The organism is Streptomyces sp. NPDC055243, from assembly GCF_044544025.1.
In the GTDB taxonomy this organism is placed as follows: Bacteria; Actinomycetota; Actinomycetes; order Streptomycetales; family Streptomycetaceae; genus Streptomyces.
In genome coordinates this window covers 349493-372649 of sequence record NZ_JBITWR010000009.1, presented here as the reverse complement: position 1 = coordinate 372649, position 23157 = coordinate 349493, and the positions used below count along the sequence as shown (strand labels likewise).

At 70.8% G+C, this 23157-nt stretch carries 20 protein-coding genes; 9 read left to right on the top strand and 11 right to left on the bottom strand.

Annotated elements, in window-relative coordinates:
* Positions 1 to 3: 3 nt before the first annotated feature.
* Both ACIGXX_RS26965 and ACIGXX_RS26960 read left to right on the top strand, forming a co-directional pair.
* The gene (locus ACIGXX_RS26965) at positions 4 to 987 is read left to right on the top strand and encodes a DUF5937 family protein (protein ID WP_399979417.1); all 984 of its coding nucleotides are present in this window, start codon (positions 4 to 6) and stop codon (positions 985 to 987) included.
* Between the two features lie 102 nt (positions 988 to 1089).
* Positions 1090 to 2121, top strand: a complete 1032-nt coding sequence (locus ACIGXX_RS26960; RefSeq protein WP_399979414.1) for a glycoside hydrolase family 6 protein — start codon at positions 1090 to 1092, stop codon at positions 2119 to 2121.
* A 21-nt stretch (positions 2122 to 2142) separates the two neighbouring features.
* Here the strand turns inward: ACIGXX_RS26960 and ACIGXX_RS26955 are convergent, their stop codons facing one another.
* The 7 genes from ACIGXX_RS26955 to ACIGXX_RS26925 all read right to left on the bottom strand — a co-directional run bounded on the left by ACIGXX_RS26955 (position 2143) and on the right by ACIGXX_RS26925 (position 9881).
* Positions 2143 to 4101: a galactose oxidase-like domain-containing protein gene (locus tag ACIGXX_RS26955; RefSeq protein WP_399979411.1), complete on the bottom strand. Its 1959-nt coding sequence runs from the start codon at positions 4099 to 4101 to the stop codon at positions 2143 to 2145.
* 3 nt (positions 4102 to 4104) lie between these two features.
* Positions 4105 to 5934: a glycosyltransferase family 2 protein gene (locus ACIGXX_RS26950; RefSeq protein ID WP_399979408.1), complete on the bottom strand. Its 1830-nt coding sequence runs from the start codon at positions 5932 to 5934 to the stop codon at positions 4105 to 4107.
* Between the two features lie 1157 nt (positions 5935 to 7091).
* Complete coding sequence (locus tag ACIGXX_RS26945) at positions 7092 to 7724, bottom strand: TetR/AcrR family transcriptional regulator (protein WP_399979405.1); 633 nt, start codon at positions 7722 to 7724, stop codon at positions 7092 to 7094.
* A complete protein-coding gene (locus ACIGXX_RS26940) occupies positions 7721 to 8404 on the bottom strand; it encodes a DUF4166 domain-containing protein (RefSeq protein WP_399979402.1) in 684 nt (227 codons plus the stop codon). Before ACIGXX_RS26940 ends, ACIGXX_RS26945 begins: the two co-directional genes overlap by 4 nt.
* A complete protein-coding gene (locus ACIGXX_RS26935) occupies positions 8404 to 9096 on the bottom strand; it encodes a hypothetical protein (RefSeq protein WP_399979399.1) in 693 nt (230 codons plus the stop codon). The genes ACIGXX_RS26940 and ACIGXX_RS26935 overlap by 1 nt, the downstream gene beginning before the upstream one ends.
* A 150-nt stretch (positions 9097 to 9246) precedes the next feature.
* Positions 9247 to 9540: an MTH1187 family thiamine-binding protein gene (locus tag ACIGXX_RS26930; RefSeq protein ID WP_249587703.1), complete on the bottom strand. Its 294-nt coding sequence runs from the start codon at positions 9538 to 9540 to the stop codon at positions 9247 to 9249.
* Positions 9537 to 9881, bottom strand: a complete 345-nt coding sequence (locus ACIGXX_RS26925) for a DUF3817 domain-containing protein (protein ID WP_351163955.1) — start codon at positions 9879 to 9881, stop codon at positions 9537 to 9539. The genes ACIGXX_RS26930 and ACIGXX_RS26925 overlap by 4 nt, the downstream gene beginning before the upstream one ends.
* A gap of 167 nt (positions 9882 to 10048) precedes the next feature.
* On the opposite strand from ACIGXX_RS26925, the gene ACIGXX_RS26920 reads away from it, so the two are divergent.
* The 4 genes from ACIGXX_RS26920 (at position 10049) to ACIGXX_RS26905 (ending at position 12733) form a co-directional block, all read left to right on the top strand.
* Positions 10049 to 10687 (top strand): AIM24 family protein, encoded by a 639-nt coding sequence (locus ACIGXX_RS26920; protein WP_351163953.1) that lies wholly within the window; start codon positions 10049 to 10051, stop codon positions 10685 to 10687.
* 1 nt (position 10688) lies between these two features.
* Positions 10689 to 11339: an AIM24 family protein gene (locus ACIGXX_RS26915; protein WP_351163952.1), complete on the top strand. Its 651-nt coding sequence runs from the start codon at positions 10689 to 10691 to the stop codon at positions 11337 to 11339.
* A gap of 8 nt (positions 11340 to 11347) precedes the next feature.
* Positions 11348 to 12136, top strand: a complete 789-nt coding sequence (locus ACIGXX_RS26910) for an AIM24 family protein (RefSeq protein ID WP_399979504.1) — start codon at positions 11348 to 11350, stop codon at positions 12134 to 12136.
* A gap of 120 nt (positions 12137 to 12256) precedes the next feature.
* Positions 12257 to 12733 (top strand): MarR family transcriptional regulator, encoded by a 477-nt coding sequence (locus tag ACIGXX_RS26905; protein ID WP_351163950.1) that lies wholly within the window; start codon positions 12257 to 12259, stop codon positions 12731 to 12733.
* Between the two features lie 3 nt (positions 12734 to 12736).
* Here the strand turns inward: ACIGXX_RS26905 and ACIGXX_RS26900 are convergent, their stop codons facing one another.
* Positions 12737 to 14173 (bottom strand): HAMP domain-containing sensor histidine kinase, encoded by a 1437-nt coding sequence (locus ACIGXX_RS26900; RefSeq protein WP_366465146.1) that lies wholly within the window; start codon positions 14171 to 14173, stop codon positions 12737 to 12739.
* A 47-nt stretch (positions 14174 to 14220) separates the two neighbouring features.
* Positions 14221 to 14886: a response regulator transcription factor gene (locus ACIGXX_RS26895; protein ID WP_351163948.1), complete on the bottom strand. Its 666-nt coding sequence runs from the start codon at positions 14884 to 14886 to the stop codon at positions 14221 to 14223.
* Between the two features lie 145 nt (positions 14887 to 15031).
* Between ACIGXX_RS26895 and ACIGXX_RS26890 the strand changes: the two genes are divergently transcribed.
* Entirely contained in the window at positions 15032 to 15739 is a 708-nt protein-coding gene (locus tag ACIGXX_RS26890) for a PepSY domain-containing protein (protein WP_399979391.1), read from the top strand.
* Between the two features lie 467 nt (positions 15740 to 16206).
* Here ACIGXX_RS26890 and meaB read toward each other — a convergent pair whose 3' ends face one another.
* The gene (gene meaB / locus ACIGXX_RS26885) at positions 16207 to 17163 is read right to left on the bottom strand and encodes a methylmalonyl Co-A mutase-associated GTPase MeaB (protein ID WP_399979388.1); all 957 of its coding nucleotides are present in this window, start codon (positions 17161 to 17163) and stop codon (positions 16207 to 16209) included.
* A gap of 58 nt (positions 17164 to 17221) precedes the next feature.
* The gene (locus tag ACIGXX_RS26880; RefSeq protein WP_351163942.1) at positions 17222 to 18424 is read right to left on the bottom strand and encodes an acetyl-CoA C-acetyltransferase; all 1203 of its coding nucleotides are present in this window, start codon (positions 18422 to 18424) and stop codon (positions 17222 to 17224) included.
* A gap of 136 nt (positions 18425 to 18560) precedes the next feature.
* Here ACIGXX_RS26880 and mce point away from each other — a divergent pair, with 136 nt between their 5' ends.
* Positions 18561 to 19001: a methylmalonyl-CoA epimerase gene (gene mce / locus ACIGXX_RS26875; RefSeq protein WP_249587713.1), complete on the top strand. Its 441-nt coding sequence runs from the start codon at positions 18561 to 18563 to the stop codon at positions 18999 to 19001.
* Between the two features lie 232 nt (positions 19002 to 19233).
* Complete coding sequence (gene scy / locus ACIGXX_RS26870) at positions 19234 to 23151, top strand: polarized growth protein Scy (RefSeq protein ID WP_351163938.1); 3918 nt, start codon at positions 19234 to 19236, stop codon at positions 23149 to 23151.
* The last annotated feature ends 6 nt before the right edge of the window (positions 23152 to 23157 follow it).

Below are 23157 nucleotides of genomic sequence, written 5' to 3'. Positions count from 1 at the left end.
GGCGTGGCGGACCGGTTGTATTTCGGGCCGGACGATCTGTTGCGGTGCCGGTTCGCCGTGTCGCCGCTGTGGGAGACGCAGGAGGCCGTGCGCACCCTGAAGCGGCCCGACCGGCACGGCTACCACCCGCAGTGGCTCCGGCGCATCCGCGCCGCGAGTGCCGGGCTCGACCTGCGGGCGCTGTGGCTGCTGATGCCGCAGCGCGGGTACAGCCCCGACTTCATCGGCCCTCCCCCCATCGGTCCCGCCGCCACCTTCGAGGAGGAGATCGAGGCGGTGCGCGCGGCCGACCCCGAAGCAGCGCGGCAGGAGCTGGCGCGGGCGCTGGCCTCCACCCCGGGGGCCGCCGAATCTCCGCAGGGGCGGGCGCTGCTGGCCGATCCCGCGCGTGCGGTACGGGAGCTCGCCGATGCCATGGAGGCGGCCTGGCGCACCCTCGTCGAGCCGGACTGGCCCCGGCTGCGCGCGCTCCTGGAGGCGGACGTCGCCTTCCATTCGCGGCGGCTCGCGGAGGTCGGCCTCGGCGCGCTTGTCGCCGAGCTGGATCCGCGGTTCACCTGGGACGCGGAGACGCTGACCGTCGCCCGGCCCGCCGACCATGTGCGGCATCTGGCGGGTGAGGGCCTGGTCCTGATGCCCAGCGTCTTCACCTGGCCCGACGTGGTGGGCGGCCACGAACCGCCCTGGCAGCCGACCCTGGCCTATCCGGCCCGCGGCATCGGCGGTCTGTGGACCGAGCCGAGCGAACGCACCTCCGAGGCGCTCGTACGGCTCCTGGGGCGGGGCAGGGCGACCGTCCTGGCCGCGCTCACCGACCCGACCACCACCTCGGCCCTGGCGCACCGCCTGGGGCTCGCCCCCTCCTCGGTCTCCGCTCATCTCGGCGCCCTGCGCGGCGCGGGGCTGCTGGTGTCGCGGCGGTACGGGCATCAGGTGCTCTACGAGCGCACTCCGCTCGGCATCGCACTGGCGAGCGGGGGCGGCTGACGGGGCCGGTCCGGGGCCATCGGGGGTGATCCGGTGTCGTAACCAAGGGCGATTGGCCCGTTATGTAACGATTGGCCGGTCACCGTCGCCCAAGGGGGCTGGATGCACCGGCTGCTCCGCACATTCACCGCACTCACGGCCCTCACGGCCCTCGGGCTCACGGCAGGGTGCTCGTCCGACTCCGGCGCCAAGGGCAAGGAGAAGGCGGCGGCCGAGACCGGCCCCTCCTCCGAGGCCGCGAAGAAGGCCCCGCAGAGCGCCTTCTGGGTCGACCCGCAGAGCGCCGCCGCCCGGCAGGTCAGGCAGTGGGAGCAGGAGGGCCGCACCCAGGACGCCGACGCGCTGAAGCGGATCTCCGAGCAGCCCATGGCCGTGTGGCCCGCGGGCGACGACCCGGTGCCGGACATCAAGGCGGCCGTCGACGGCGCCGCGCAGGGCGACCGCACCGCCGTGCTCGTCGCGTACAACATCCCGCACCGCGACTGCGGCCAGCACTCCGCGGGCGGCGCGCAGAGCTCGGACTTCTACCGGCAGTGGATCGACAAGTTCGCGGGCACCATCGGCGACAGCCGGGCCGTCGTCGTCCTGGAGCCGGACGCGATCCCGCACATCGTGGACGGCTGCACCCCCGCCGAGTACCACGCCGAGCGCTACCAGCTGCTCTCCCAGGCCATCCAGCGGCTCAAGCAGCAGCCCAAGGTGAAGGTCTACCTGGACGCGGGCAACCCGGGCTGGATCAGCGAGGCGGGCAAGCTCGCCGAGCCGCTCAAGCAGGCGGGCATCGCCCGGGCCGACGGCTTCTCGCTGAACGTGTCGAACTTCCAGGACGACGCCACCATCAAGGCGTACGGCCGCGGCCTGTCGGGGATCGTCGGCGGCAAGCACTTCGTGATGGACACCAGCCGCAACGGCAAGGGGCCGCTCGCCGGCGACCGGCAGGACGCCTGGTGCAATCCGCCGGGACGCGGCCTGGGCACCCCGCCCACGGACAGGACCGGTGACGCGCTGCTCGACGCGGTCCTGTGGATCAAGCGGCCCGGCGACTCGGACGGCCCGTGCCGGGGCGGCCCGGCGGCGGGCCAGTGGTGGCCCGACTACGCGCTCGGCCTCGCGCGCAACGCCAAGGACACCTGAGCAACTGGCCTGCGCGTACCGCTACTTCACGTGAATCCACTTCGCCTCGGACGACGTGCCGTCCTGGTCCGTAACGAACAGCATGTACCAGCCCGGCGGCACCAGCGCGGTGTCGCCCTTGGGCACGTCCACCGTCACCTCGCCCTTGCCCTTGGTGAGTTCGAGCGCGATGGACCGCTGCTCGACGTCCGTCGTGTGCGTCACCGCGCTGGGACGCATCAGACGGGCCGATGCGATCTTCTGCGGGGTCTTGGTCCGGAACGTCGCGCGGCCGTCCGCCGCCAGCTCCTGCGGACCCTCGCCCAGGACCGGGCGGTTGTTGCCCGCCTTGTGCAGCGTGGGGGGCGTGAAGACCTCCATGCGCTGCTCGAAGTGGCCGAGCTTGGTGTTCTGATCGTTGTCGTAGAGCGGGTCGGAGCCGAACGTGACGACCCGGCCGTCGGGCAGGAGCAGCGCCTCGGAGTGGTAGTTGCGGCCCACCTTGGGTGACGCCGCCGAGCGGAAGCTGTTCGTCTTGGGGTCGTAGAACTGCGCCTTGAGGATGTTGCTGCCGCCGCGGCCCCGGTAGTCCTTGGAGCCGTTGGACGTGAACACCGAGTCGTCCGGCAGGATCACGCTGTTCAAGTAGCGCGTGCCCTGCGGGAGTTCGGGGCCCGTCTTGAAGGCGGGGCTCTTCTCCTTGAGGTCCACGACGGCCGTGCGCCGGGTCGCCTTGTCGGACTCGCCGACGCCTCCGCCGCCCAGGATCATCACCTTCTGGTCCTGCGCCGGGGGCAGCAGGAGGGAGGCGGACGTCTCGGTCTGGTCGAGGTCGACGAGGCCGGGGATCTTCTCGAACTTGTTGGTCTTCAGGTCCCACAGACCGGGGTCACGGCCCTTGTCGGCGGGCCCGTAGCCCGCGTTCGAGGCCGGGTAGAAGAGCTTGCCGCCCTTGGTGAGGAAGAGCGCGGGGTAGGTCGGGAAGTAGCGCTTGGGACCGTCGGTCCACTTCTTGGTCTTCGGGTCGTAGATCTCGTTGTCGCCCGGGTCGATCATGCCCACGTCGTCGAGGCCGGAGACCGCGAGCACCTTGCCGTCGTCGAGACCGACGAGCGTGGGGTACCAGCGGGCCTTCTCCATCGGCTCCACGGGGACGTACTTCTCGGCCTTGGGGTCGAACTCGTACGCCGCCTTGATCCCCTGGAAGTCCTGCTTGCCCATGGTGATCTTCTCGGCGATCCCGTACGCGTTGTCCGCCGCCTTGCCGGTGAGGCCCTCGATCTCGTACTGCGCGGACTTCTCCGTGACGAACTCGTCGCCGTCCCCCACGGCTTCCACGAAGACACGTGACTCGCTCGCCTTGACCGTGGTCTTCCACGGCTGCATCACACCGGACTTGGAATACGTGATCTTGTAGTCCCGCTTGGCCTTGGGGACGTTGACGTCGAACTTGCTCACGTACTCGATGCCCGACGGCGAGCGGAACCGGGTGCCCTTCTTCAGGACGATGGCCTTGTCGGGGTTCTCGTTCTTGACGCGCATGCCGCCGCCGGCCCGGTTGACCTCGCCGTCCAGGAGTTCGTAGCGCGCCGTGCCGCCCGCCACCAGGAGGCGGCCGTCGGGGAGTTGGGCGTGGCCCGAGCAGAAGAAGTCCTCCGGGGTCCTGACCTTCTTGAAGGTGTCCGTCTTCGGGTCCCAGAGGATCGTGTCGAACGACCCCTTGTCGAACTTCTTCTGTTCGTTCCCCGAGCCCGCGACGATCAGGACCTTGCCGGTGTGCAGGAGGGCTGCGTGGATGGCGTTGGTGCGGAACTCCTCGGGGATGCCGATCTGTTTCCAGGAGCCGTACTTCGCCTTGTAGCCGGGCTGCGCGATCTTGTACGCGTAGTACCTCTCCTCGGCGAAGGAGAGCGCCGCCGGTGCGTTGAGTCCGACGAGCAGCGCGCCCGCCCCCACTCCGAGGAGTGTCTTCTTCGTCCGCTGCGAGGGCCGGTAGGCCATGGGTCAGTTCCCTCCTGTCGTCGTACCGGTGGCGAACGCCGGCTCCGGCTCGCCGTCCGCGCCCGCGGCGCCGAGGCCTTCCGCGTCTTCCCTGCCGCGCTGCCGCGCCCGCTGCCGGGCCTCGCCGCGCGCCGTGCTCTTCCTGCGCTCCTTGACCAGCGAGAAGCTCCAGATCGCTATCGGGGCGAGCGAGATGACCATCGCCAGTACGGCCCAGGTGCGCATCGCCACATGGGTGTGGCCGAGCACGAACGAGGCGACCAGCGAGCTGGCGAGGACCGCCGCCCAGAAGAGATGGATCCGGAAGGTGAGCACCCGGTCCGGGCTGGCGTCGCCGCCCTTGGGGGTGACCACGAAGCGGCTCGGGCGGCGCAGGACGGCGGCGCCGAGCGACTTGGCGTAGATGGGCGCGGAGAGCGCGGACATCGCCATTCCCGCGAGGCCTCCGGAGCCTTCCGGTTCGTGCGGGGAGACGTTGTGGCGGCGGTTCCAGAGATACAGACCGACCTGGAGCGCGGCCGCGTCGCTGTAGAGCATCAGCCAGACGGACGCGGCGACCTGGGTTCCGGACGCGCCGAACCAGAGGAACAGCACGCAGCTCAGCACGCCGAGCAGCCAGTTGACGGCCGTCATGGGGTAGTAGACGAGCATCATCGTGTACGAGAAGAGACGGCCGGGCGGCATCGTGAACGGCGCCTTCCAGTACTGCTTGAACAGCGTCTCGTAGGTCCCGCGCGACCAGCGCATCTGCTGGGTGAAGAAGTCCGTCCAGGAGGCGGGGCCCTCGCCGACGGCGAGCACGTCCGGGGTGTAGACGGACCGCCAGTGCTTCCTGGTGACGGGGTTCTTGTGACGGTGCAGCTCGAAGCCGGTCGCCATGTCCTCGGTGATGGAGTCGTACAGGCCGCCGATCTGGCGGAGCGCCTGGATGCGTACGACGTTGTTGGTGCCGACGAACATGGGGGCGCGGTAGCAGTTGCCCGCGCGCTGGATCAGGGCGTGGAAGAGGAACTGCTGGGACTCGGCGGCCTTGGTGACGGGCGAGTCGTAGTTCCCGTAGACCTGCGGCCCGACGACGAACGCGACGTCCTCGTCCCTGAAGTACCCCATCATCCGCTCCAGGAAGTTGGGCAGGGGGACGTGGTCGGTGTCCACGGAGGCGAAGAAGTCGTAGTCGCCGCCGTGCATGGCGAGCCAGGCGTTGTAGTTGCCGTGCTTGGTGCGGGCCTTGTGGACGCCCTTCTTGCGGTTCCACTCGGGGACGCCGTTGCGGGTGAAGTGGCGTACGTCGAGCTCGACGCAGAGGGCTTTGGCGTCCTCGTCGTCGCCCTCGTCCAGGAGCCAGACGTCGAGGGGCCCGGTGTGGTGTATGCCCTTCGCGCCCTCGAGGGTGGCGCGGACCATGCTGAGGGGTTCCTTGCCCGGGACGTACGTCGTGAGGAAGGCGACGCGGGTGCCGGGTTCGGGGGTGACCGGTATCGGGTCCCTCGCCACCATCGTCGCGTGGGCGATCGAGATGACGTTGATGAGCATGAAGAGCTCGATGAGCCCGATCGCCACGAGCATCGTGATGTCGAGGCCGATGAGCCAGCGGTCGGCGCCCTCGCGTTCCGTCCAGTGGGTGGGCCAGACGAGATAGACGAGGAGGAGTCCGGTGAGGACGGGCGCGAGCGTCATGAGGATGACGGCCCGTATTCGGTGGGGCTCGCGGGAGAGAAGCTTGTTGTACTGCACCCGATAGCGATCGCTGCCGCCGCCGTCGCCTAGCTCCGGCTCTGTGAGCGGACCGGCGAGTGTGCTGTGGGTGTCGTAGTCGTAGCCCTCCGGCCGCACGGTGCCCTCCAGGTCTTGGGTGATCTGGCTCTGGCAGGTTCAGGTGCGAACAAGCCGATACCCACACAAAAGGGGAGTTTCCCCGGCGTGTCGAACCGGATGCGTCCGTGCGAGCGGTTTTAGGGTGAACGGTTTGACTGGGGTTGCGGTACGGAGACGCGACTGCTGGGGGCTGGGGGCGGCGTGGGGGCTGGACCGTCTGGGGGGGGCGGCTGGCGCGCGGCGGGGCTGGAGCGGCTGAGGGATGGCTGGCGAGCCCTGAGGCACGGCTGGCGCGCGACGGGGGTGGACCGGCTGAGGGACGTGGTGCGGGGCTGCGGGGCTCGACCGGCTTAGGGACGGTTGGCGTGCGGCGGGGCTGGACCGGCTGAGGGACGTGGTGCGGGGCTGCGGGGCTCGACCGCCTGAGGGACAGCTGGCGCGCGACGGGGCTCGTCTGCCTGCGGGCCGTCGTGCGGGGCTGCGGGGGCGGACCGGCTGAGGGACGGCTGGCGTGCGACGGGGCTGGACCGGCTGAGGGACGTGGTGCGGGGCTGCGGGGCTCGACCGGCTTAGGGACGGTTGGCGTACGGCGGGGCTGGACCGCCTGAGGGACGGCTGGCGCGCGACGGGGCTCGTCTGCCTGCGGGCCGTCGTGCGGGGCTGCGGGGCGACTCCGTGTGTGGGTGCGGTGCCGCGCCGGTATGTCCGTCCTCGCTATCGTCCGGTGGCCCCATGGGTACTTCGGCACCGGAGCGCCGCGAACCGTGCTCCGGGCGGACATACCGGCACGTCCCCTCCCGAGCGCTCCCGACTGCGGATGCTCAGGGCCAATCTCCCTACCCACCCCTGCCCCTACGCTCTTCGCCCACCCCCGACTTGCACGTTCCCATCCACCCTCGACCTGTGCGCCCCGAACCCACCCCGGCAACGCACGTTCCCCACCCACCCCCGACCTGTGCGCTCCAAACCCACCCCGGCCCGCACATTCCCCACCCACCCGTCACTCAGATCACCCGCCCACCCACCCACTCATCCCTTGTCGCCGCGGGGTAATCGGGTGGGTGGGCGGGAAAGGCCTGTTCGTCGCGGGCGAGGCTGCGGGGTTCGGGCGGGTGGGTGGGAGAGGTCCTTTCGGCAGCGCAACTGCCGGGGGCGGGCCCACCCGGGGGCAAGGGCTAGGGGCGCACAACCCGCCGTAGGCGATGACGCATGGCCCGCTGCGCAAGCGGTCCCAGCTCCTCAACCGCCGCCACCAGAATGGACAGTTGCTCCAGAGCGTCCAGCGCCCTGCCCGCCCCCTCCGCATCAACCCCCTCGTACAGCTCGATCCCCACGAAGGACGCCGCCACCGCCCGCGCAAGCCCCGCGGGATCCGCGAACTCCCCCAGCGGCGTCGCCGAGAAGACCCGGATCAGGACCTTCTCGATCTCCTCGATCCACAGGGCGAGACCCGCCGCCGTGGCGGGGGCGAGCCGAGGCTGCGTCTGCGCCCCGGCGAGCAGCTGGCCGAGGACCGCGACATGCCCCGCGGCCCGCTCCTCCTCGTGCATCTCCCGCCCGAATTCCAGGAGTTCGGCCAGCGAGGACACCGCGTCGAGCCGCTCCCGGTAGCGGGACACCCGCTGCTCCGAGCCATGGCGGCAGGCCGCCGCGAGAAGCTCGTCGACCGACCCGAAGTGGTAGAAGACCAGCGCCTGGTTGACCCCGGCGGCAGCCGCGATCGTGCGCGCGGACGTCTTCGCGATGCCCTGCTCCGTCAGCGTACGCAGCGCCCCTTCGAGGAGCTTCTCCTTCGTGTCGGCGCTCACGCCCTCGCCTCCTCGCGCAGGGGCCGCAGCCCAGGCCGCACACCGCAGCTCCGGACGTCCGCGTACTCCACCGCGAAGGAGCCCTCGTACCCGAACAGCGGCCCGAAGTACCGGTTCGCCACCCGGACCTGGATACGGAAGCGCCCCGTGGAGTCGTCGTAGGACTCCCGCACCTCGGCGTCGCCCCCGATCAGTTCGGGCACGCGGACATCCACCGGCCCTTCCCGGAAGCGGTGCTCCCCGGAGCGGATCAGCAGGGAGCCGTCCGGCTCGGCCCGGAGGTGGAGGTCGCTCGCCAGGTGTTGGTGAGTGCCGAGGTAATCGAGGATGCGGTCGCCCTGGGGGCCGAGGACCATCTGGGCGTCGAAGCGGCGCGAGCGGCCGGGCAGATCGAAGGTGCGCACGAAGCTCACCGTCTCACGGCCGAACGTGTCGGTGTACGGGACGTTCTCGATGGTGAAAGGGACGTGGCGTCCCCCGCGCGGGACGAGGATGTTGCGGGTGCCGCCCGCCGCCAGGAACGGCTTCACGAATCCCGCGCCGTGCCAGATGCGGTCCATGACGCCCCTGCCGGTGCACGCCTCGCCGCTGGCCAGCCCCACGGAGAAGCGGCGGCGCAGCTGGGGGTGCAGGCGGTCGAAGTCGGGGCCCATCACCGTACGGAAGATCGACGCCTGCATCACCGCTCCTGGAGGGTCGCCAGAACGCGCGGCGCACGCGTGCGTGCCGGTGGGGTCCGCAGGCAGCGGCGCGCCGCCGGTGTCGTCGGCAGGGGCGGCAGGACGAAGGCGAGCGCCAGCGCCGCGAGCGCCACCATCGGCGCGGCGACGACGGCCGTGACCACGCACCCGACGCGCACCGCCACTTCGGCCAGCGCGTGCAGCAGCTGCCGCTCGGGAGTGATCCCGCGCTCCAGCCAGAGCCGCAGCCGGTCGAAGGACCAGGCCGTGGCCCACCCCATCAGGGGGCGGAACAGAACCCGGTCGGCGAGCGCGCCGAAGCGGCCCCAGCGCGGCCGGTAGTCGTAGCCGGTGAGGAAGCGGATGCCGCCGTCCGGGGCGGGGACGTAACGCCAGTAGCCCGAGCCCTCCTGGAGGAGCGACAGCGGGTGCGGCGAGGAGAAGCGCAGTGCCGACGTCCTGGTGCCGTCCGCGCGGCGCTTCTCGCCGGCGGAGATCCCGGTGCCCGCGATGGTGAGGAAGGGCAGTACGCGCGTGCCGTACCGGAAGTGCCGCGGCTCCCCCGGCACCTGCGGGAGGTAGTCGATCGCGGTGAAGCGGAGGTCCCAGCGCTGGTGCTGGGACGGCTCCTGCGTGCGCGCCCAGAGCTCGTCGATGTCGGCGTCTATGCGTGCTTCGACATACAAGCTCACGGCATACCCCCAGGTCAGTGCAGTTTTGAGCGACTGCTTAAGGAGATCGTAGGTATTTTTGAGCGGTCGCTCAAGTCCGCGAGCGACAAGAAGCCCCCACCGGATACCGGCGGGGGCTCTTCGCAGTGCGGGGGCGGCTGCTACTGGCGACTACTCGGAGAGGTGCCGCTCCACCGTCTCGACCTTCGACGTCATCCCGTCCGTCACCCCGGGGCGGATGTCCGCCTTCATGACGACGGAGACACGCGGCGCCCGCGCCTCGACCGCGGCGACGGCGCGCTTGACGACGTCCATCACCTCGTCCCACTCGCCCTCGACGGACGTGAACATCGCGTCGGTCCGGTTGGGCAGGCCGGATTCACGGACGACGCGGACCGCGTCGGCGACGTACTCACCGACGTCCTCGCCGACGCCCAGCGGGGTCACGGAGAAGGCGACGATCATGCGCTCACGACACCTTCGCGGCGGGCGCGCGACGCGATAACGGCGGCCTCGGCCTCACGCTTCAGCTTCCGCTCGGCGAAGAAACCACCGGCAGGCAGGACGGAGAGGACGAAGTAGAGGGCGGCCGTTTTCACGTTCCACTTCGTGCGGTTCCAGGCGTCGAGCCAGAAGAGCACGTACAGGATGAAGAGCACGCCGTGGACCATGCCCATCACCGGCACGGCATTGAATTCCGTGGTCCGCTTGAGCACCGAGCAGATGATCAGGAGCAGGAAGGAGACGGCCTCGGGGGCCGAGACCAGACGGAGGCGGCGGAGTGCGGAAGCGGTCTTGATGTCCACGGATCACCTTCGGTGTGAGGCGGGAGCGAGGGGCGGGGCCGCTCGACGGCATTGATCTTGTGAATGCGCGCACAAGCGACCCCCATTGTGACATCGGGGTGTTCTCGGGGTTCGCTCAGGGGCCGTTGCCCTGTTCCGACCGCATATCCGACGGCTACCGTCGATACGTGACAACGTTCCGACTGCAAGGCAGCAGGGTGCTCGCCGTGGACATGTCCGGCGACGCCGTCAAGGCGAAGAACGGCTCGATGGTCGCGTACGACGGCCAGATGGCCTTCAAAAAGATGACCGGCGGCGGCGAGGGCATCCGGGGGATGGTGACCCGCCGCCTCACCGGCGAGCAGATGACGGTGATGGAGGTGAAGGGGCACGGCACCTGCTGGTTCGCCGACCGCGCCACGGAGATCAACCTCGTGGAGCTGCGCGGCGAGACGCTCTTCGTCGAGTCCGGCAATCTCCTGTGCACGGACGCGGGCCTGCGCACCGGCACCCACTTCACGGGCGTGCGCGGCGCCTCGCAGGGCAACGGCCTGTTCACCACGACCGTCGAGGGCTCGGGCCAGGCGGCGATCATGTCCGACGGCCCCGCGGTGGTGCTCCGCGTGAGCCGGCAGTATCCCCTGACGGTGGACCCGGGCGCGTATGTCGCCCACCAAGGAGACCTCCGGCAGAACCTCCAGTCGGGCGTCACCTTCCGTACGCTGCTGGGCGAGGGCGGCGGCGAGGCCTTCCAGATCCGCTTCGAGGGCGAGGGACTCGTGTACGTCCAGCCCAGCGAGCGGAACACGATCGCGGGGGACGTCTGACATGCCCTTCCGAGAGATCAACTCGAAGATGGTCGAGGCGACGGTCCTTCCGGGCCAGCGCCTGTTCAGCCAGCGCGGCGCCATGCTGGCGTACAAGGGAGACGTCGCGTTCACTCCGAACGTCCAGGGCGGGCAGGGCGGCCTGGCCTCCATGATCGGGCGCCGGGTCGCCAACGAGGCGACACCCCTGATGACCGTCGAGGGCAGCGGCACCGTCCTCTTCGGGCACGGCGGCCACCACATCCAGGTGATCAGCCTCACCGGAGACACCCTCTACGTGGAGGCGGACCGCCTGCTCGCCTTCGACGGGACGCTCCAGCAGGGCACGATGTTCATGGGCTCGCAGGGCGGCGTCATGGGCATGGTGCGCGGACAGGTCACAGGACAGGGTCTGTTCACCACCACCCTCAAGGGCCAGGGCGCGGTCGCCGTCATGGCGCACGGCGGCGTCATCGAGGTGCCGATCACCCCGCAGCGCCCGGTCCATGTCGACCCGCAGGCGTATGTGGCGCACCACGGCGACGTGCGCAACAAGCTCTCCACGGCGCTCGGCTGGCGCGACATGGTGGGGCGGGGCTCGGGCGAGGCATTCCAGCTGGAGCTGTCCGGAAGCGGTGCGGTGTACGTCCAGGCGTCGGAGGAGAAGCTGTGAACCCCTCAATGCCCGTGGGAGCGCCCGCGGTCCTCGACCCGATGACGCTGCCGAGCGACGACAGCGTGAACGCGTACACCTTCTGCGTGGAGCTCAGGGGAAGCCAGTGGTTCCTGCAGAAGGGGAAAATGATCGCCTATTACGGGTCGATCGAGTTCAACGGCATCGGGCACGGCCGCCTGGACCGCCTGGTGCGCACGAGTTTCCATTCGCCGCTGCACGCGAGCGACTGGGTGGTGGCCGACGGCCAGGGCAAAATGCTCCTCGCCGACCGGGCCTTCGACGTGAATTCGTACGACCTCGAAGACGGCAACCTCACCATTCGCTCGGGCAACCTCCTCGCTTTTCAGCCAACTCTCGCGCTGAAGCAATCCATTGTTCCGGGCTTTCTGACCCTGATCGGAACCGGAAAGTTCGTGGCCGCGTCGAACGGCCCGGTGGTGTTCATGGAGCCGCCGATCCGGGTGGATCCACAGGCCCTGGTGGGCTGGGCCGACTGCCCCTCGCCCTGCCATCACTACGACCACGGATATCTGACCGGAGTCATCGGGGGCGTACGGGCACTGACCGGGATCGGGGGAACCTCAGGGGAGGAGCACCAGTTCGAGTTCGTGGGGGCGGGCACCGTGCTTCTGCAGTCCTCGGAGGCGCTCATGACCGAGCACGCGACGGGTGCGGTGCCGCAGCAGGCGGGCGTGCCGGGCGGCCAGGGCGCACCGGGTCAGCACGGCCAGCAGCCAGGACAACCGCGCCTTCCCGGACAACTGGGGGACCTCCAGCGTCGCTTCGGCCTGTGAGCGGTAGTCTGCGGAGTGTGACGGCGAACGCCTGTGCCCCTCTGTCACCTGGGGGGTGAGAGGCGCGTGTCACACACCGACATTCGTTCACCTTTCAACTTCTTAGGTAGAATCGATTCCATGGAGACCGATACGGCCCCGCAGTGGCTGACCAACGAGGAACAGTGCGCCTGGCGCACCCACGTGGAGGTCAACAGGATGCTGACATATCAGCTCGAGAAAGACCTCCAGCCGTTCAACCTGACCATGAACGACTACGACATCCTCGTGCATCTCTCCGAATCGGAAGAGAAGCGGATGCGTATGAGCGATCTCGCGGCCGCCACACTGCAGTCCAAGAGCCGCCTGTCCCATCAGATCACCCGTATGGAGAACGCGGGCCTGGTCCGCCGGGAGAACTGCGAGTCCGACCGGCGCGGGCTCTACACCGTGCTCACGGACGAGGGCATGGAGACCATGCAGCGGGTCGCCCCGCACCACGTGGCCTCGGTCCGCCGGCACTTCGTCGACCTGATCTCACCCGAGGCGCTCGGCGAACTCCACAAGGCCCTGACCCCGATCGCGGAACACCTCCGCGCCCAGCGGGGCAAGCCCTGACCCTCACCGGGAAGCGGCAGGGATCCTGAGCTCGAAGAGCGCTCCCCCACCGGGGGCCTCGCCGACCGTGAGGGTCCCGCCGTGGCGCGCGGCGACGTCGCGCGCGATGGCGAGGCCCAGACCTGCCCCGCCGTCGTCCCGGGTGCGGGCGTCGTCGAGGCGGACGAAGCGCTCGAAGATCCGATCGCGCTCGCCCTCCGGTACGCCGTCCCCGTCGTCGGAGACCTCCAGGACCGCCCACGCGCCCTCGGCGCGGGTGGCGACCGTGACGTGCGAGCGGGCGTGGCGCTGCGCGTTGTTCACGAGGTTGCCGAGTACGCGCGCCAACTGGCTCCGGGAGCCGGTGACTTCGACGTTCTTCAGATCCATGCGGACGTCGGCGCGGTCCCTGGTGCGCTGCGAGAGCTCCTCGCGGGCCAGGGCCGCCAGGTCCACGTGCCCGCCGCCCGGCTTCTCGCCCGCGTCGAGGCGGGCGAGCAGGAGCAGATCGGCGGCCAGCTCCTGAAGTCGCACGGTGTCCTCGACCGCACCTTCCACGTCCAGCAACTCCGGGTGGGCCGCGCCCACTTCGAGCTGGGTGCGCAAGGAGGCGATGGGGCTGCGCAGCTCGTGCGAGGCGTCGGCAACGAAGCGGCGCTGGCGTTCCACCGAGCTCTGCAGGGCGGCGAGCGTCTCGTTCGTCGTCGTGGCCAGGCGGGCGATCTCGTCGTGCGTGTCCGGCTCGGGCACGCGGCGCGCGAGATCCTCGGACGCGGTGATCGCCGCCATCTCGGAGCGGATCGCGTCCACCGGGCGCAGGGCGCGGCGCGTCACCAGCCAGGTCACACCGGCGATGACGGCCAGGAGCAGCGGGAAACCGATGAGCATGGACGTCAACGCGGTGGACACCGCGCTCTGTTGCGCGGCGAGGGACGCCCCCGCGTAGACGGTGAGATCGCCCTTGTTCTCGACGTTCACCTCGACGGCGGCGAAGCGGTAGTCGGCCGTCTCGCCGTCGATCGTGGCGGAGCCGGTGGTGACGCGCGCCGCGTCCTCGGAGATCTCTCCGGGTTCGAGCGCGCCGCTCTCGCTCTCGTCGTCGTCATCGTCGTCGTCGCCCTTGGGGGGCGTGGTGGACGCGGGGCCCGGCTTGACGGCGTCGACTCCCGTGCCGCTGATGCGCTCCAGGTCCTCGCTTGCGGCGACGAGCCGGCCGCTGCCGTCGACGACCTGGACCGGATGGTCCTCGTCGTCCAGGTCCAGGTCGGCGTACGCCACGTTCGACGCGAGCGTGGACGCCACCCCTCGGGCGGCGGACTCGGCCTGACCGCCCGCCTGGTCGGTCAGATTGGCGCGCAGCGAGAGCAGCACGGCGGCACCCGCGGCGAACAGCGCGACGGCCACGACGAGGGAGGCGCCGAGCGTGGCCCGGGCCCGTACGGAACTGAAGAAGCGCCTCATCTTCATCGGGTTCTTCGGGTTCTTCGGGTTCATCGGGTTCATCGGGTTCATCGGGGTGTCTCCAGGCGGTATCCGGCGCCGCGCACCGTCTTGATCAGGGGCGCCCCGAGCTTGCGCCGCAGTGCGCTGATGTACACCTCGACGATGTTGGGGTCCCCCTCGTAGGCGAAGTCCCAGACGTGCTCCAGGATGTCGCCCTTGGAGACCACCTCGCCCGCCCGCAGGACGAGCTGCTCCAGCACCGCGAACTCCTTGGCGGTGAGCGTCACTTCGTCGTCGCCGCGGAAGACGCGGCGCGCGGCGGTGTCGACCTTGAGGTCGCCGAGGGTGTGGACGGGGGACGGCCCCGCGTTGCCGCGGCGGCGCAGCAGCGCCTTCACACGGGCAACGAGCACGACGTACGAGAAGGGCTTCGTCAGGTAGTCGTCGGCGCCCGTGTCGAGCCCTTCGGCCTCGTCGTACTCGCCGTCCTTGGCCGTGAGCATCAGGATCGGTACGTCGTGTCCCGCGGCGCGCAGGGTCGAGCAGACGCGGTAGCCGTTCATGCCGGGCAGCATGATGTCGAGGATGACCAGGTCGTACGATCCCTCGCTCGCCCGGTGCAGTCCGTCGGTGCCGTCGTGCACGACGTCCACGGCGTAGCCCTCGGCCGTCAGGCCCTTGGCGAGCGACAGGGCGAGCCGCTTTTCGTCCTCCACGATCAACAGGCGCATGCGTTCAGGGTCGCAGAGCGAACCTGAAGAGTTCTTCAGGCGGCTTCAGGCTGGCTTCAGCATCGCTCAGCCAGATTGGTTCTTGTCGAAAGCGAACGGCAGCGGCCCCCGGGCCGCACAGCCACCGTCTCGGGAGGAACCCCTTATGAAGCGCAACATCGTCATCGCCACTGTCGCAGCCATCGCCCTGGCCGGGGGCGGCACGGCGACGGCGCTCGCCGCCACCGGCGACGACGAGTCGTCGGCCGCCAAGAAGTCGAGCGTCCAGCTCAAGGACAACGACCGGGACGACGACCGGGACGACCGGGACGACGACCGGAACGACGACCGCGACGACGCCGCGGAGAACACCGCCGAGGCGAAGGCCGCCAAGCTGACCGCGGCCGACGCGATCAAGGCGGCCCTCGCGAGCCAGTCCGGTACGGCCGTCTCCGCCGAGCTGGACGACGAGGACAACGGCGGTCTGGTCTGGGACGTCGACGTGCTCGGCAAGGGCAGCACGTGGCACAGCGTGCAGGTCGACCCCGGCACGGGCAAGATCCTGGGCTCGCACACCGAGCAGGACGAGGACGGCGACGCGAGCCGCGTGGCCGCTGCCCTGAAGGGCGCGTCCGTCACGGCGGAGGACGCGGCGAAGGCCGCCGCCGACAAGGGCACGGTCACGTCCGTGGACCTGGACGACGACGGCACGGCCGGCGCCTGGGAGGCGGAGACCTCCGGTGCGAAGGGTGCGGAGTCCGACTGGAAGGTCGACCTTCAGTCCGGCAAGGTCAGCGCCGACAAGTCGGACAGCCACGACGACTCCGACGACAACGACTCTGACGACAACGACTCGGACGACTCCGACGACTAATTGACCCCGTCCCCCCGGGGAGCCGGGCCCGCAGGGATGTCCCTGCGGGCCCGGCTCATGTCGCGGCTACCCGCAGGGATGTCCCTGCGGGCCGGGCTCATGTCGCGGCTACGGCCTGAGCCGCCGCTTCGCGGCGGATTTCTCCCGCCCGCCCACCCAATTACCCCGCGGGGCAATCGGTGGGTGGGCGGGAAAGTCTTGCCGCGGGGATACGGGTGGGCGGGCGGGAGAGCCTCGCCACGCGGATACGGGTGGGTGGGCGGGAGAGCCTCGCCACGCGGATACGGGTGGGTGGGCGGGAAAGCCTCGCCACGCGGATACGGGTGGGTGGGCGGGAAAGCCTCGCCACGCGGATACGGGTGGGCGGGCGGGAAAGCCTCGCCGCGCAGCGGCGGCTCGTCCGGCTTCGGGCCCACCAAGAGCTGCCGATCCGCTCACCCGCAGGGTAACCGCCGCCGGCCCCGCCCTCAGCCAGAGGTCAAGCTCTCGATCAGTTCGTCCGCCGCCGAGTACGGGTCCAGCTCCCCCGCGACGATCCGCTCCGCCAGCGCGGACAGCCACGCGTCCCCGTGCAGGTCCGCGATCCGCTCCCGCAAGGCCGTGACCGCGATCGTCTCGACCTCCCGCGCCGCCCTCGCCGCCCTGCGGTCCGCCAGGACCCCCCGCTCTTCCATCCACGCCCGGTGCTTCTCCAGGGCCTCGACGACCTCGTCGATCCCCTCGCCCCGTGCGGCCACCGTCTTCACGATGGGCGGGCGCCAGTCCCCCGCGGACCGGGCCTCCCCGAGCCCCAGCATGTGGTTGAGCTCGCGCGCGGTGGCGTCCGCGCCGTCCCGGTCCGCCTTGTTGACGACGTACACGTCGCCGATCTCCAGGATTCCGGCCTTCGCCGCCTGGATCCCGTCCCCCATCCCGGGGGCGAGGAGCACCACCGAGGTGTCCGCCTGCGAGGCGATCTCCACCTCGGACTGGCCCACGCCGACCGTCTCGACGAGGATCACGTCGCAGCCTGCGGCGTCCAGCACCCGGATCGCCTGCGGAGCCGACCACGCGAGGCCGCCGAGGTGGCCCCGCGTCGCCATGGAGCGGATGTAGACCCCGGGGTCGGACGCGTGCTCCGACATCCGGACCCGGTCGCCGAGCAGCGCTCCCCCGGAGAACGGCGAGGAAGGGTCGACGGCCAGGACGCCCACCCGCTTGCCCGCCCTGCGGTACGCGGAGACGAGCGCCGACGTCGAAGTCGACTTGCCGACACCGGGCGACCCCGTGAGGCCCACCACGTACGCATGGCCCGCCAGCGGAGCGAGCGCCGCCATGACCTCGCGGAGCTGCGGTGACGCCCCCTCGACCAGTGAGATCAGCCGGGCCACGGCCCGTGGCCTGCCCTCGCGGGCCTGTGCCACCAGGGAGGGGACGTCCTGCATGTCAGACAGCTCCGTTCCTAGACGTAGAGAAGGCGTACGCGCGATGAGCGGCAGGCCCTCAGGCCTTCGCCACCTTCACGATCAGCGCGTCACCCTGCCCGCCGCCACCGCACAGGGCGGCCGCGCCCACGCCGCCGCCGCGCCGCTTCAGCTCAAGGGCGAGGTGCAGCACGACGCGTGCGCCGGACATCCCGATCGGGTGACCCAGGGCAATGGCACCGCCGTTGACGTTCACCTTTTCCGAGGACACCCCGAGGTCCTTCATTGACTGCACCGCGACCGCGGCGAAGGCCTCGTTGATCTCGATCAGGTCGAGGTCCGCGACGTCCAGGCCCTCCTTCTTCAGGGCGTGCTGGATCGCGTTCGAGGGCTGCGACTGGAGCGAGTTGTCCGGTCCCGCCACGTTGCCGTGCGCCCCGATCTCCGCGATCCAGTCCAGGCCGAGCTCCTCGGCCTTGGCCTTGGACATGACCACGACCGCCGCGGCGCCGTCGGAGATCTGCGAGGACGTGCCCGCCGTGATCGTGCCGTCCTTGGTGAAGGCGGGGCGCAGCTTGCCGAGCGACTCGGCGGTCGTCTCGGCGCGGATGCCCTCGTCCTTGGAGAACAGGACCGGGTCGCCCTTGCGCTGCGGGATCTCGACCGGGGTGATCTCGGCCTCGAAGATGCCGTTCTTCTGGGCGGCGGCGGCGCGCTGGTGGGAGCGTGCGGCGATCTCGTCCTGCTCGGGGCGCGCGATGCCCAGGCGAGTGTTGTGCTTCTCCGTGGACTCGCCCATGGCGATGTTCTCGAAGGAGTCGGTCAGGCCGTCGTACGCCATGGAGTCGAGCATCTCGATGGCGCCGTACTTGAAGCCCGCGCGCGACTTCGGGAGGAGGTGCGGCGCGTTCGTCATCGACTCCTGGCCGCCGGCGACGACGACGTCGAACTCGCCGGCGCGGATCAGCTGGTCGGCGAGCGCGATCGCGTCGAGCCCGGAGAGGCACACCTTGTTGACGGTGAGCGCGGGGACGTTCATGGGGATGCCCGCCTTGACGGCGGCCTGACGTGCCGGGATCTGCCCTGCCCCGGCCGTGAGGACCTGCCCCATGATCACGTACTGCACCTGGTCGCCGCCGATCCCGGCGCGGTCGAGCGCGGCCTTGATCGCGAAACCGCCCAGGTCTGCGCCGGAGAAGGACTTCAGGGAGCCGAGCAGGCGGCCCATGGGCGTTCGTGCGCCCGCGACGATCACTGAGGTGGTACCGGTCGTTCCAGACATGTGCCACGGCCCCTTGGGAGGAGGAGTTAATGAGGGTTTACTTGAATGTACTGAGCGGTACGCCGCGCGTCATCGGGCGTTCGGTGTGATCGCGCGCACGTTGCGTAATCAGCGCCGGAAGGGCTGCACTTAAAACATGCTGACGCGAATCGATCACATCGGGATCGCCTGTTTCGACCTCGACAAGACCGTCGAGTTCTACCGGGAGACGTACGGCTTCACGGTGTTCCACACCGAAGTCAATGAAGAGCAGGGGGTGCGCGAGGCCATGCTCAAGATCAATGAGACGAGCGACGGCGGCGCCTCCTACCTGCAGCTCCTCGAACCCACTCGCGACGACTCCGCCGTGGGCAAGTGGCTGGCCAAGAACGGCGAGGGCGTGCACCACATCGCCTTCGGCACCGCGGACGTGGACGGGGACGCCGCGGCCATCAAGGACAAGGGCGTACGCGTCCTGTATCAGGAGCCCCGCATCGGCTCCATGGGGTCCCGTATCACCTTCCTGCACCCCAAGGACTGCCACGGCGTACTGACCGAACTCGTCACCTCGGCAGCTCAGGAGTCACCGGAGCACTGACCTCCGCATACTTGGGCCGGTAGGGTTGGGGTCGGCCGTCCGAAGTATTGGGCGGCCGGTCGTCCGTACGCTGGGCGGCCGCTTGCCGGGGTCCGGGTTTCGGGGGACGAGCGTCGGGGCAGCAGCCCATGCTCTGCTGTTGATCTGACACCATTCCCCGTGGGCCCCGTTCGGCGGATGGACAGGGCTCGTACGAAGAGACTTGCGACCAGGGGACGGATGGGACCGCGCAGTGCGGGGCTACGAACGCCAAGAGAGCTCGCGGGCTGAGACGGACCATCTTTCGCGGTTCGAGGCCGAGATGGACCGGCTGAAGACCGAACGAGAGAAGGCTGTTCAGCACGCCGAGGACCTCGGCTACCAGGTCGAGGTGTTGCGCGCCAAGCTTCACGAGGCGCGCCGCAACCTCGCGTCCCGCCCTGCCTACGACGGCGCGGACATCGGCTACCAGGCCGAGCAGTTGCTCCGTAATGCCCAGATCCAGGCCGACCAGCTGCGCCAGGACGCCGAGCGGGAGCTGCGCGACGCCCGTGCGCAGACCCAGCGCATCCTCCAGGAGCACGCCGAGCAGCAGGCCAGGCTCCAGTCCGAGCTGCACTCCGAGGCGGTGTCACGCCGTCAGCAGCTCGACCAGGAGCTGTCCGAGCGCCGCCAGACCGTCGAGTCGCACGTCAACGAGAACGTGGCGTGGGCCGAGCAGCTGCGGGCGCGCACCGAACAGCAGGCGCGCCGCCTGCTCGACGAGTCGCGTGCCGAGGCCGACCAGGCCCTGGCCGCCGCCCGCGCCGAGGCCGAGCGCGTGGCCGAGGAGACCCGCCAGCGCCTGGCGAGCGACGCCGAGTCCGCCCGTGCCGAGGCCGAGGCGACCCTGCGCCGGGCCCGTTCGGACGCCGAGCGCCTCCTGAACGCCGCCTCCACGCAGGCGCAGGAGGCCACCGACCACGCGGAGCAGCTGCGCTCCAGCACGGCCACCGAGTCCGAACAGGCCCGCCGCCAGGCCACCGAGGCGAGCCGCGCCGCCGAGCAGCGCATGGCGGAGGCCGAAACGGCTCTGCGCGAGGCGCGCGCCGAGGCGGACAAGGTCCTCGCCGAGGCCAAGGACACCGCGTCCAAACAGCTCTCGGCCGCCGAGGGCGCCAACGAACAGCGCACGCGCACCGCCAAGGAGCAGGTCGCCCGCCTCGTCGGCGAGGCCACGAAGGAGGCCGAGGCCACCAAGGCCGAGGCCGAGCAGCTCGTCGCCGACGCCCGCGCCGAGGCCGAGAAGCTGATCAAGGAAGCCGCCGAGAAGGCGCGCACGATCACCGCCGAGGAGACCGCGGGGCAGCTCGCCAAGGCCGCCCGCACCGCGGAGGACGTACTCGACAAGGCGTCCAAGGACGCCAAGGAGACGACGAAGGCCGCCACCGAGGAGGCCGAGCGGATCCGCACCGAGGCCGAGGCCGAGGCGGACCGGCTGCGTGCCGAGGCGCACGACATCGCCGAGCAGCTCAAGGGCACGGCGAAGGACGACACCAAGGAGTACCGCGCCAAGACCGTCGAGCTGCAGGAGGAGGCGCGCAGGCTGCGCGGCGAGGCCGAGCAGCTGCGGGCCGACGCGGTCACCGAGGGGGAGCGCATCCGCGGCGAGGCCCGGCGCGAGGCCGTCCAGCAGATCGAGGAGGCGGCCAAGTCCGCCGAGGAGCTGCTCGCCAAGGCGAAGGCCGACGCGGACGAGCTGCGGACGGCGGCCACCGCCGACAGCGAGCGCGTGCGCGGCGAGGCCGTCGAGCGCGCCACGACCCTGCGCAAGCAGGCCGAGGAGACCCTGGAGCGCACCCGCGCGGAGGCCGAGCGGCACCGCGAGGAGGCCGCCGAGCAGGCCGAGGCCACGAAGTCGGAGGCACAGGACGCGGCGCGCGCCCTGCACGAGGAGACCGAGCGGGCCATAGCGGCACGTCAGGCCGAGGCGGCCGACGAGCTGACGCGCCTGCACACGGAGGCCGAGGAGCGTGTCGCCGCCGCCGAGCAGGCGCTGACCGACGCCCGCGCCGAGGCCGAGCGCATCCGCAAGGAGGCCTCGGACGAGACGGACCGGCTTCGCGCGGAGTCCGCCGAGCGGATCCGCACCCTTCAGTCGCAGGCCGAGACCGAGGCCGAGCGGCTGCGCACCGAGGCCGCCGCCGACGCTTCGCAGGCGCGCGCCGAGGGCGAGAACGTCGCGGTGCGGCTCCGTTCGGACGCCGCCGCCGAGGCCGAGCGGCTCAAGACCGAGGCCCAGGAGTCGGCCGACCGGCTCCGTTCGGAGGCCGCAGCCGCCGCCGAGCGCGTGGGCACGGAGGCCGCCGAGGCCCTGTCCGCCGCCCAGGAGGAGGCCGCCAGGCGCCGCAGGGAGGCCGAGGAGACCCTCAGCTCCGCGCGCGGCGAGGCCGACCAGGAGCGCGAGCGGGCCCGCGAGCAGAGCGAGGAGCTCCTCGCCTCCGCCCGCAAGCGCGTCGAGGAGGCCCAGGCCGAGGCCGTGCGCCTCGTCGAGGAGGCCGACCGCAGGGCGACCGAGATGGTGTCCAGCGCCGAGCAGACCGCCCAGTCCGTACGGGACTCCGTGGCGGGCCTCCAGGAATCCGCGCAGGAGGAGATCGCGGGCCTGCGCAGCGCCGCCGAGCACGCGGCGGAGCGCACCAGGACCGAGGCGCAGGAGGAGGCGGACCGCGTCCGCTCCGACGCGTACGCCGAGCGGGAGCGCGCCGCCGAGGACGCCACCCGCACCCGGCGCGAGGCGAACGAAGAGGCCGAGGCCGCCAAGTCGCTGGCCGAGCGCACCGTTTCGGACGCGATCGCGGAGTCCGAGCGGCTGCGTTCGGACGCCTCCGAGTACGCCCAGCGTTCGCGTACGGAAGCCTCGGACGCGATCGCGTCGGCCGAGCAGGACGCGTCCCGTACCCGTGCCGACGCCCGCGAGGACGCCAACCGCATCCGCAGCGACGCGGCGAGCCAGGCCGACCAGTTGATCGGCGAGGCGCGCAGCGAGGCGGAGCGGCTGCAGAACGAGACCATCGCGGAGGCCGAGCGGCTCAAGGCCGACACGGTCGCCGAGGCCGAGCGGCTCAAGGCCGAGACGACCGCCGAGGCCGAGCGGGTGCGTTCGGAGTCGGTGGCCAAGGCCGAGAAGCTCATCTCGGACGCGACCGGCGACGCCGAGCGGCTGCGCGCGGACGCCGCCGAGACGGTCGGCTCCGCCCAGCAGCACGCCGAGCGCATCCGGTCCGATGCCGAGCGCGTCAAGGCGGAGGCGGCGGCCGAGGCCGAGCGGCTCACCTCGCAGGCTCGCGAGGAAGCCGAACGGACCCTGGACGAGGCGCGCCAGGCGGCCAACAAGCGCCGCTCCGAGGCGGCCGAGCAGGTCGACACGCTCATCTCGGAGACGGCCGCCGAGGCCGACAAGCTGATCAAGGACGCCCAGGAGAAGGCGCTCAAGGCGACCACGGACGCGGAGGCGCAGGCCGACACGATGGTCGGCGCGGCCCGCACGGAGGCCGACCGCCTGGTCGCCGAGGCGACGGTCGAGGGCAACTCCCTGGTGGAGAAGGCCCGTACGGACGCGGACGAACTGCTCGTCGGCGCCCGCAGGGACGCCACGGCCATAAGGGAGCGCTCCGAGGAGCAGCGCGACCGCCTCACCGCCGAGATCGAGCAGCTGCACGAGCGTGCGCGCCGCGAGTCGGCCGAGGCGATGAAGTCCGCGGGCGAGCGCTGTGACGCACTGGTGAAGGCCGCGGAGGAGCAGCGCGCCGAGGCCGAGGCGAAGGCCAAGGAGCTGGTGTCGGACGCGAGTTCCGAGGCCGGCAAGGTGCGGATCTCCGCCGTGAAGCGGGCCGAGGCGCTGCTCAAGGAGGCCGAGACGAAGGTCGCCGAGCTGGTGCGCGACGCCGAACGCGTCAAGGCGGAGGCACAGGCCGAGGCGGAGCGTACGGTTGACGAGGGCAAGCGCGAGCTCGAAGTCCTCGTCCGGCGCCGTGAGGACATCAACGCCGAGATTTCCCGTGTCCAGGACGTGCTGGAGGCGTTGGAATCTTTTGAGGCCCCACCGATCGCCGGCACGAAGGACGCGGGTGTCAAGGCCGGTGCGACGGCGGGGTCAACTCGATCGGGTGGCAAGCCGTCTGAGGGCTAGCCAAAG